General features: G+C 43.5%; 7 protein-coding genes and 1 pseudogene. 2 read left to right on the top strand and 6 right to left on the bottom strand.

The window, feature by feature from the left end; all coding sequences use genetic code 11:
* The first annotated feature begins 148 nt into the window (after window positions 1-148).
* On the top strand, window positions 149-502 hold the full coding sequence (locus AB6E54_RS18635) for a hypothetical protein (protein ID WP_017060510.1): 354 nt from the start codon (window positions 149-151) through the stop codon (window positions 500-502).
* A gap of 201 nt (window positions 503-703) precedes the next feature.
* Here the strand turns inward: AB6E54_RS18635 and AB6E54_RS18630 are convergent, their stop codons facing one another.
* The 5 genes from AB6E54_RS18630 to AB6E54_RS18610 all read right to left on the bottom strand — a co-directional run bounded on the left by AB6E54_RS18630 (window position 704) and on the right by AB6E54_RS18610 (window position 6837).
* Window positions 704-1600, bottom strand: a complete 897-nt coding sequence (locus AB6E54_RS18630; protein ID WP_017060509.1) for an RNA polymerase sigma factor RpoD/SigA — start codon at window positions 1598-1600, stop codon at window positions 704-706.
* A 413-nt stretch (window positions 1601-2013) separates the two neighbouring features.
* Window positions 2014-2346 (bottom strand): Hpt domain-containing protein, encoded by a 333-nt coding sequence (locus AB6E54_RS18625; RefSeq protein ID WP_102331898.1) that lies wholly within the window; start codon window positions 2344-2346, stop codon window positions 2014-2016.
* A complete protein-coding gene (locus AB6E54_RS18620; RefSeq protein WP_017064673.1) occupies window positions 2340-3929 on the bottom strand; it encodes a response regulator in 1590 nt (529 codons plus the stop codon). The genes AB6E54_RS18625 and AB6E54_RS18620 overlap by 7 nt, the downstream gene beginning before the upstream one ends.
* A 289-nt stretch (window positions 3930-4218) precedes the next feature.
* Entirely contained in the window at window positions 4219-5769 is a 1551-nt protein-coding gene (locus AB6E54_RS18615; protein WP_017060506.1) for a DHA2 family efflux MFS transporter permease subunit, read from the bottom strand.
* Window positions 5770-5772: 3 nt separating this feature from the next.
* Entirely contained in the window at window positions 5773-6837 is a 1065-nt protein-coding gene (locus AB6E54_RS18610; protein WP_017072190.1) for an HlyD family secretion protein, read from the bottom strand.
* A 128-nt stretch (window positions 6838-6965) separates the two neighbouring features.
* Between AB6E54_RS18610 and AB6E54_RS18605 the strand changes: the two genes are divergently transcribed.
* Window positions 6966-7868 (top strand): LysR family transcriptional regulator, encoded by a 903-nt coding sequence (locus AB6E54_RS18605; RefSeq protein WP_017064671.1) that lies wholly within the window; start codon window positions 6966-6968, stop codon window positions 7866-7868.
* Between the two features lie 68 nt (window positions 7869-7936).
* Here AB6E54_RS18605 and AB6E54_RS18600 read toward each other — a convergent pair.
* Window positions 7937-10032, bottom strand: a pseudogene (locus tag AB6E54_RS18600) (glycoside hydrolase).
* Window positions 10033-10041: the final 9 nt, after the last annotated feature.

Raw genomic sequence — 10041 nt, 5'->3', positions numbered from 1 at the left:
GGGCAGCGTAAAGTTGCCCTCATTAAAGCCATGTAGAGTTATTGATACATGGCTTTTGTTATTTATTTTTTTGTTTCGCTAAATAAACTTGAGAACAGGTAAATATGTCCTTAATTATTAGAAGGGTCCGTTAGACAGGAGGGACGACATGTATCGTTATGTCAGTTCACCGCAAGCGTCGAAGTACATAGTGCCACCGCCTCAACATCGAGAGTTGTCGAGTGTGGATGTGCCTGAGTCTGAATTAGAGATGCGAGAAATATTGAATAATTGGTTTGCTGATGGTTTAGCGCCCATTATTGAAAGTGACGATGACTACATCTCTGCGAGCGATCACGTTCGATTTGAAAAGCTTAGCCGCACCGTTGGGATGTTGTTGAGAAACAAAGATTATTATTTTGCGGCTAAACGGATTTTATCAGTGTGGGAACAAGATTGTCTTGAAACCACTTATATCAATTATCTCATTTTGCGCAGTGAGCGAGTCACTTCTTTAAGGTAAGTTAATGGTGTGGCATTTGTCATTTTTCATTAGGCATTTTTCATTAGGCATTAGGGATTAGCGACTTAGGGTTCGTGTGCTTACGATCTTTTTATTTTTCTAACGAATCAGCAAACAAAAAGGGCAAGCTTGGAGGCTCACCCTAAAGGTCTTTGTTTTGGCTTAACGTTATTTTCAACTAATTCTCAACTGGGTTACGACTTACACCCAACCATCAAATTTGAGTCGTTTTTGAATTCTTTCGACCGCTTCTTTCTGCATTTGTCTAACACGTTCATTAGAAACATTCACATCCAACATTTGTCCGACCTCAGACAGCGTTTTCACCTTGTTATCAAAGAAACCAAAACGGTGGATGAGCACCTTTTGTAATTTTGGAGGAAGTGTATAGATGATTTGTTCTAGAGCTTGGGTAAAGGATTGATCCTCACAATCTTGTTGAGGGTCTGGGATATATTCACTTTCGCATTGATCAAGCACCATAGGCGCATGGCTAGTTCCAACCGTTGTCGTCACGTCAATAAACCCGCTTAACGCCACCAGTTGATCGACGCGTTCGGCCTTTACACCTGAACTGTCTGATAGCTCAGAAATTGAAACCTCTTTACTCATTTTTTTGCTTGCATCGAGCTTTTTTGAGGCGAGGCTGTTTATTTCTTTACACACGTGGGCTGGCAATCGAACGGTTCGACCCGTGTTCATGAGTGCGGCTTCAATGTTTTCGCGGATCCACCAAACAGCATAGGTTGAAAAACGATAGCCTGGTTCTGGATCGTATTTGTCGATGGCCTTAATCAAGCCAATGTTGCCTTCCTCGATCAGGTCGAGCAGGGTGAAATTATTGCCTTTACGTTTTAGGTAACTCTTTGCGATTTTCACAACAAGGCGCAGGTTTGATTCGATCATGACATCACGCGCTTTTTTATCACCCGCGCGATTCAATTTTGCGTAATACACCTCATCTTCACGCGACAGCAGATCAATGCCAACAATATCTTTCAGATAATGAGCATAAGGGTCTGCACTGGTAGAAAATGATTCGGTAATGGGTGTTTCATCCGTGAGCCCCTGAAACGCAGCAAAACTATCGTTGTTCATTTCCTTGTCCTTATCTAGCCGACTGAACGTTTTAGTTTTTTTATTATGCCACCAAGTGATTAACGCTTGGTTTCATTAGAGTGTAGATAACAATTTCTTCTTTACCAATAAATAAAATGCAATTTCGTATGTTTATGTCACAAAAAGATCTACAAATATTTAACTATTTTGCATCTCATCAAGTGTGTTGGTTTTTCGTTTAAAACATTAAGACGGATAGTTTATAAAGCATGTGTTATACATCGGTTTATTTAGATAAATGACGTGAATTTATAGGTGTGGGTTAGAACTATAATTGAGAGGAGAAATGATGAGAAAAATGTTAAGAGTCGAGGTTCAATGTTTCCAAGCACCTCAACTCTTTTAGCTGTGTCGGCTGTTAAGTATCGCCATGCACGTTTTAATTCTATCGACTAATAAGTGCTAAGAACCTCATCGATTTGCTGATTAATGATCTTTATTTCGCTGTAGATAACCGAAAGATCATCATCTTGCGGCGCAAGCTTATTGAGTGTGTTTTGTTCTACTCTTTCCAATGCAACTGTGGCCGTTTCTTCACCAAAGCTGGCTAAAATGCCTTTTAAGGTGTGCACGGTAAAATGAAGCTTGCCCCAATCTTGTTGTTGAACCAACTCTTCGATCTCTTGTAGCGAATTGCCATGGTCTTCTTGATATGTAGACAAAACGGCGTAAATGACGTCTCTGTCATTGTCTAAATAGGCGTTTAAAGCATCAAAGTCTAGCATGTGGACTCCTGTCGGCTGAATGTTGAAAATGGGCTAGGCGGCTTAGTGGAAAAACCATACCTTGATGAATCACTAATCCATTGATTCCATTTTGGAGGAAGTTCTAACTGTAAGATTTCTTCTAGATAGTCGTCGCTAAGTTTCTCATCTATATGAGCTTTATTGACGGCGTATATATAGTCAAGTTTGGCGGCAACTGAATATGGGTAACTGTGAATGTAGTCCTTTATTTCTTGGATCGAACCCAAATTTTCAATGTTTATACACGTTGAAGGGTCGACATTTTTGGACTCAAGTTGGTGATTTATGGCTTCTCCACGAGATTTGAGACATTCCACTGTTAAATGATAAAGAGAGTACTCACCAAAGTGGGCGAGCATGGGTAATAACTGAGTGAGCAAATAAGTCGGTTGGCTGTGGAAATTGTTCGCTAACAGTGTCGAAGCTCTAATCACTTTTTTGTGGGCAATCTGAGGGCTATTTTCGATGAGCAATATGCTGCTCTGAAATAGGGCAAGGCTGGCCAAAACTTGCTGCTGTTGTTTTACCGGAAGTTTCAGGTTTACCAACTCGGTGAATTGGTTGGCGTGCTCAAGCAAAATACGTTTGTACTTTAGTTGCGTCTCGCGCTGATACGTTGCTTTTAAGGAATTAAAGTGCGCACCAATGGAATGGATGACATCAATGTCAGCAGCTGAAATGTGGGTTGCATACATCTCACCTAACTTTATGATCATATGTGTGTTATCTGCGTTCTCAGCTAAGTCGATGGCCCTGATTGCACGATGGCTGATGCTGGGAGTCATCTCAAATGCACGAATCGCTAATTTAAGAGCAGGCAGCAGCATTTTATGTTTTTCATAGATACAGCTTAAGCAGTCAATCACGCTCAATGAGAGTGGCTGTGCTATTAGAAAATTGTGGAGCTTATCTATGGCTAAATTTGGCTTGCCTAAGCTGTCGAGAATCAGCGCCTCAGCCACCAATTTGGTTGGGTGCATGTTGGTTTTGGAGTTGTTAATGACGCTAGAGAGTAACTGCCATTTCTTACCTGCAATTAAATGTTCAATCAATGTCGCTTCGAACTGAACGCTAGTACCATTAGGGGAGATCGCCAAAGCTTGAGCTAATCTCTCTTGACTGGCAATGGGATACAAATCATTCAGTTGGGTGAGTTTCTTTGAAACGGACACGGCACTTTGGATCTTTTTACCCAACGTTTGAGTATTAATCGGTTTAGAAACGAAGTGGTGTGCTTCACCTGAAAGGGCGGTTAATACTGTTTCCTGACGCATATCCCCAGAGAGCAAGATTGTCGCCACAGTATGATCGATGAGGCGGTTTCGATACAGAATGCCCAACAGCTCAAAGCCAGTAAAAGACTGTTCTAAGTGGTAGTCAATGAGGAGTACATGAAAAGAGTGTGTCTCGACCGCTTTAATGGCTTTTCGATAGTCGGTCGCAATAAAAATACAGTCGCGCGAAACTCCCAAACTAGCCAGTTGCTGCTTAATAAGTATTGTTGCGCTTTTAGAGTCGTCGACGATCAAAATTCGAAGGTCTGTTGGTAAGGTCAAATCCATTTTCCTTAATACCAAATGTTATTTTTTAATTTAGGTGTCAAGTTGCACATTGTCAAGGTGCCTATATCACATACAAACACTCAATAAACTATTGGTAATTAAAGAGTATTAGATAACATTTATGAAAGCCTTCAAACGCAGGTGACTTTTACCTGATTTTAGTGGGGTTATACGTGTTTTAGAAATAAAAAAGAGGCAAGCCGATAAGCTCACCTCTCTGTTTTATTGTTCGAGTTTTTATTCGAAATGTTGTTCTTTGCTTGAAGTTTTATTTACCGAAACTCTAGCGTTAATCACGCATGTTTAGAATCAATACTGCCGCTAGAGCCAAGAACGCCGTCATCATTAAGAACACATCGTTGTAAGCCATGATGGCTGCGTCACGTTGCATTGTGCCGAGCAAACTTGCTTGTGCTTGTTGCATCGCAGTTGCGGCATCACTTCCTGACTGAATGAAAAACGCTTGTTGTTGCTGAAGCGTCTGCCAACCAAGTTGACTCACTGAAGGTAGCGACTCCTTGATGTGTGCTAAGTGCTCACGGGTTTTGTTATCCAATAGCGTAGCGATAATCGCGATGCTGAAAGCGCCCCCTAAGTTCCGCATTACGTTGGTTAACGTTGATGCGTCTGGCGTGTCCATTTTGCTGATGTTCTTCATGGCAACCAAAGACAGCGGAACCATGATGAACGGACTACCAATAGCACGCAGAACCATAGATAAAATCAGCTGTTGCCCGCCAAAATCGATTGTCATGTGTGTATTTACGTAACAACTAAAACCGAACATCGCGAAGCCAAAGGTAACCAAGTACTTAGGCTTAATGATCTGTGTTAGCTTTGGCACAATTGGGAATATCAGAAGCTGTGGGAAACCCATCCACATTAGCACTTCACCAATTTCCATCGCGTTATATTGCTGAATTTGAGTGAGATACATCGGTAGAACATAGATAGAGCCGAGCAATGCCATTCCTAGAATCAAATAGGCGATACAAGACATCGCAAATTGCCCATCCCGCAATAGCCGCAGGTTAACCAATGGCTTCTTGTGTTGGAGTTCGTTTATCACGAAGTAAACCAAACTCACCGCCGACACGATACTCAAGCCAATAATAAAGCTCGAACTGAACCACTCTTCACGGTTACCTTCTTCTAACACCACTTCCAAACAACCTAGCCCTAATGCCATGGTGGCGATACCAAACCAATCGGCTTTTTTCAGCGTGCCAAGGTCGAGCTTTTCATCGTCCAAGCCATATCGGATCATGGTGATCACAAGCAAAGCTGGCGGAATATTGATGTAGAAAATATAGTGCCACGAGAAGTTCTCCGTCAGCCAGCCACCAAAGGTAGGGCCAATCGATGGAGCAAAGGTCGCGGTTACACCAAACAGTGCCATACCCACAGCACGCTTGTTGACCGGCAATAACTGAATCACCAGCGAGAAAGCAAGCGGGATTAGAGCACCACCACTGAAGCCTTGCATCGCGCGGAAAACGATCATCGAGGTCATGTTCCAAGAGAACGAACACAACAAAGATGAAATGGTGAAAATGGCTGTCGTCCACGTGATATAACGGCGTTTACCGAGCGCTTTAGAAAGCCAACCACTGAGTGGGATAGCGATCATCTCTGCGACTAGGTAAGACGTAGAGATCCACGAGCTTTCATCCAAGGTGGCTGATAGCGCACCTTGAATATCTTTGAGAGACGAGTTGGTGATCTGAATATCCAAGATCGCCATAAACGCGCCAATCAAGCCGCCAAATAGGGCGATCCAATGGCGTCTCGAAACCTCGTCATCATCATTTGTTTGGGTGACAACACCAGCGTTACTCATGGTCTAGCCTCGTTTATCGATGGTCGCTACCACAGACAAACCAGGAAGCAGTCGACCTTTCAACTCTTGCTGATCTGGAATAGTAATTTTAACCGGTACACGTTGAACGATTTTAGTGAAGTTACCGGTCGCGTTTTCTGGTGGTAGGAGCGCAAATTTAGCGCCAGTCGCAGGGGAGAAACTGTCTACCACACCTTCAAGAGGCTGCCCCGGGAACGCATCCAGCTCTACTTCAACCGTCTGACCTTTGTGAATACCACTTAGCTGTGTCTCTTTGAAGTTGGCTTCAATCCACACTTGGTTGTTTGGTACCAAGCTCATCAGTGGTGCGCCTGCTTGAATCAGCAAGCCTTCACGTACGCTGCGTTTACCAATCACGCCATCTGCTGGCGCGTAAATTTTGGTGTAATCAAGGTTAAGCTGTGCTTGATCTCTCTGGGCTTGAGCTTCGGTCACGGATGCATTTGCTTGCTCAATCTCACTAGCGATAACGGTTAATTGGTCATTGGTTGCAACGAGGTTTGCTTTTGCTTCTTCTAAATCTGCCTGAGTTACTTTTTGTTGTGCAACCATGCTATCGACTTCATCTTGAGACGCGTAGTTACGCTTTAGTAAGCTACGAGAACGTACCACTTGTTGAATCGCGCGTTCGTATTCAGCTTGTGCAGAATCAACGCGGCTTTCTGCTTGATTGATCTTGCTACGTTGTAACGTTTGTTGTGCCACTAGATTTTTGACGTCTGATTGCACGACGCTTAAATGGGCGTTTGCTTGAGCGAGTGCTGACTGGTAATCACGGTCATCGATTTGAACCAGCAAATCACCTTCTTTAACCGATTGGTTATCACTCACATAAGACTTAACAATATAGCCAGAGACCTTAGGGCTAATATTCGTGATGTCGCCTTGTAGGTAGGCATTGTCGGTAGATTCAAAGTACTGGCCATAGCCGTACCAGTATCCAGCACCGGCTAAACCCAATGACAGCATGATCGCAGTAGCAATAAGCGGAGCTTTTTTACGTTTTTTTGTGCTTACTGTTTGCGAAGCGTTGTTGTTCTCTGTCATTTTTTCTTTCTCATTTTGTTTTTATTTAGATGTAACGAATTGTAAATGAATTCGATTGATTGATAAGATAGGAAAAAAGGGAAACACTGTTGCAAAAATCTAACTAATGGCGCTTTGGGAGAAGTACGATGGACTTAAATGCTGTGACTGTTTTTACACAAGTTGTTGATTGTGGGAGTTTCACGCACGCAGCTGAAGCATTGAACATGACCAAGTCGACCGTCAGCCGAAAGCTAGACGAGCTGGAACAGCATCTAGGTGTGAGGTTGATCACTCGTTCGACACGAAGTTTAGTCTTAACGCCAGAGGGTGAGCGCTTTTATCAGTCGAGCATGCAGATGCAAGAGATCATGAACCAAGCTGAGCTAGAGGTTTCAGCCAATCAGGATTTGATCCGAGGGCAGTTAAATGTTGTGTTGCCTGTCGAATTGGGGCATCAAGTATTAGCTAAATACATCCACAGCTTCCTAAAAGAGCACCCAAACGTGACTTTGAACTTAGAACTGTCGAATCGAGAAGTCGACATCATTGCGGAGGGGATCGATCTTTACGCACAAATTGGTGAGCTAGTGGACTCGAGCTTGGTTTCTCGCTACCTCACAACATCAAAGCGTGTATTGGCAGCCAGCCCTGAGTATTTAGAGCAGTTCGATGACGTCTCTTCACCCGATGATCTTGAACCGCCATTCAGAATGATTGAGGTGGTGAACAAGGCCGCGCGTCTACCCAAGTGGCATTTACAATTAGAAGGCGGAGAGTCGATTTTGATCGATCTACCGTGTCAGTTGCGGGTGAATACCATCACGGCATGCCTAACAGCGTGTGTGGATGGGCTCGGCTTGGCGGTGCTTCCTGAATTCATTTGTCGGGAACACTTTAAGACAGGTAAGCTGATTCGTCTGTTACCTGAATATGAGATGCCAGAAGTTTCAGTAAGCCTAGTGTATGCAGACAGGCAGTTGATGCCGAAACGTAAAAAGGTCTTTATCGACTATCTACTGACTGCCTTTCAAAATAGGAAGCAAAAGTAACGGGGAAAACCTTAGCGGTTAAGTGCTTAGGCTTCCTATTATTCGTTATTGTCTAAACCGTATCGAAGCTAACTATGATCGGGCTGCCAGTCGACGACTTGCCCATTCGCCAATATAGCTTTGACCGATAGGGCAGCAATATCGACACCGTTGTAACGAAATGCCTTGTTAGAAAAGTTAGCAATGATCTTACTCCCGTCACTGAACTCAGTTTGTTGAACATCGCCGCTCTTATCTAACCATTTGGAATCGACTAACTGTTTATCCCATAACTGTTCGTGCATTGGTTCAAAGCCATCTTGATAGTGTTTGAGTGCTTTGATTCTCTGGCTTGAACTTGATAAAGCTTCATCTCTGGTCAAGTGAACCATCGGTGGTGTGTTGTACAGCATGGCGGTTAAGTCACGTTCTGCTTGTACATTAGTGAACTTAAGGCTGTCTGAATGCCAATGGTGCGTATTGATTACTTCATCATGGAAAACGGCTTGGTAAAGTGGAATTCGATATTGTGGCGAAAATAGTAGCGACTTGTAGGGCTCTTTAACCTCGGCCGGCTTAAAGAAGAAGTCAGGCTTGTGGTCTGGGTACCAACGACCTAAGTAATAGGGAGATTGGCGGTTCTCTTTCATGTCTTTGTCTGTCCATCCAAAACCAACCGTTTCTAAGCCGTGTGCAAACGCGATGCCTTTTGTTGTTAGGCTGTTGCCGTCTTCAGAGCCTAATACTAACGAAGGTTGCTCGCTAAGCCACTTCATTCGGTTGTTGAACGCAGAAAGCATGTCTGATTCGTCGTTTGTATTGCCATTACTGTCTATAGAGACGCGGTAATCTTCACGTGCCATGGCGGTTGCATCAACATCTAAGAACAAGCTGTTGAAGTTGCCGAATCTCATAATGTCTTGAGCACGCTGTTTTACGTATTCTAAATGGCAGTTCGGGTTTAAGTAAAAGCCGTTTCCACGAAATCCTTTTTTCAAACTCCCATCCGCTAGTTCAATCGCACAACTTTGACGCATCGGCTCTGGTAATTGAGCGGTTAGCCAGTTGTCATTGAGCTTCGCAGGAATTGCGGTGTTGTAGGAATCGTAAGTACCGACCAGATATCCGGACTGTTTTGCCAGACCCACAGCGTTAGGTTGATAGAATGCTGGCATCCAATTGTTGAATCCTAGCCACAGTTTTTTTAAACCTGCCTTATTTAGATTAGCGACCATGTCTGAAGACAGCGCTTGTCCCCAAGTATCTGACGAGTTTAGGTACGGGGAAGCGTGCTTTAGCAACCAGTTCTTCTTATCCTGTGCTGCTTTGTATTGCGCTTTTGCTTTGCTACAAGCGTATCAGACTGGTCATTATTGATGCGCCAATCTCGGTATTGTTTGGCACCATCTAACCACGAGTCTCCGAGGGTGATACGAACAAGAAAAGGTTGTGACTGATTGAGCATCGTAAATTGGTGTGCTGCCTTCATATCAATTTTGGTTTTTGTATTTGAGGAAGCATCTGAAAAGAGCAGTTGATTGTTGGTTGCATTAACCATTTGATAGCTAATGAAATGATTGTTTTGCTGTACTGTCCAAAAAGGCATCTTCAAGTCTTGAGTAGTGTTACTTCCAGAATGGTTACCGACGAGATAACTTGCCCAAAGCTTGTTGTCAGTAGGCACGCGCATACCTTCACTAAACGGAAGAAATAGTGTCTGAGTTTGTTGTTCGGCAAGATCAAACCACGTCAATTCGATGGGTTTGTTTCGTTTCACCTGTATATTTGAAGGTAAGCTGAACTGAAAAGTGAGCTGGTCTTGATTAAGCTCTGCCTCAAGGTTTATCCCACTGGGCACTAAGGTCCAAGTGGCGATTTTTACTGAGTCAGCTTTATCGGAAAAGCCAATAACCAGATTGGTCGTTTTCTGTGGTTTGCTATCAACGGTGAGAGTACCGCTGTTAACGCTTAAGCCGTTCCAATCTATCTCTAGAGTATTCGACGATATAGAGATGGCATTGCTGGTAGTGGCGTTAGCGTTGTCGCGAATACTGCTGCCGCTAACGCTGCTATTACTTGTGAGCGTTATTTGGCTCGCTTGTGCATTGGATGAAAACAGACAAGCTGTTGTTAAAGCCACAATGGCAAAATTAGATAGATTGAGTGGGTGACGTACGCTGAGCATATTTAGATT

It is taken from the genome of Vibrio sp. 10N.247.311.49 (assembly GCF_041467655.1).
Lineage (GTDB): Bacteria > Pseudomonadota > Gammaproteobacteria > Enterobacterales > Vibrionaceae > Vibrio > Vibrio crassostreae_C.
This window is presented reverse-complemented; position numbering and strand designations above follow the sequence as displayed.